1 protein-coding gene is annotated in these 361 nt (G+C 40.7%); it reads right to left on the bottom strand.

Annotation, left to right across the window (positions count from 1 at the left end; translation table 11 throughout):
* Positions 1-193 precede the first annotated feature (193 nt).
* Positions 194-358, bottom strand: a complete 165-nt coding sequence (locus IQR33_RS19655; RefSeq protein WP_265575798.1) for a TRAP transporter large permease subunit — start codon at positions 356-358, stop codon at positions 194-196.
* Positions 359-361: the final 3 nt, after the last annotated feature.

Genomic DNA, 361 nt, shown 5'->3' with positions numbered 1-361 from the left:
GATCAAGGCACCCAAATAGACTTTATCGCTAATATTCAGCTATTTTGGTGTCAATTATCCTTATATCTTTCAAATTTTCCTTTTGCATACGAATGCTTTAGGTCTTTTTTATTAAATCGGAAGTAGATAACGAATAAGCCACTAGAAAGGTGTTTATCTAGTGGCTATAACAGTCATAAGCGCTCTATGAGTGCTACGACCAGGATAAAAGCGCAGGTAACGATAGCGAGATGGCAGGGATGAAAGTAATCAACATCAAGGCCACTATCATTGCACCAATCCAACCCATGATGGCTTTAGAGAGCGACTCTATCGGTACTTTGCCTACCTGACTTGCCATAAACAGGTTAGCACCCAGAGG

It is taken from the genome of Vibrio sp. OPT46 (assembly GCF_015163535.1).
In the GTDB taxonomy this organism is placed as follows: domain Bacteria; phylum Pseudomonadota; class Gammaproteobacteria; order Enterobacterales; family Vibrionaceae; genus Vibrio; species Vibrio alginolyticus.
Note: the sequence above shows the minus strand (reverse complement) of the source record. Positions and strands in the feature narration are given on the sequence as shown.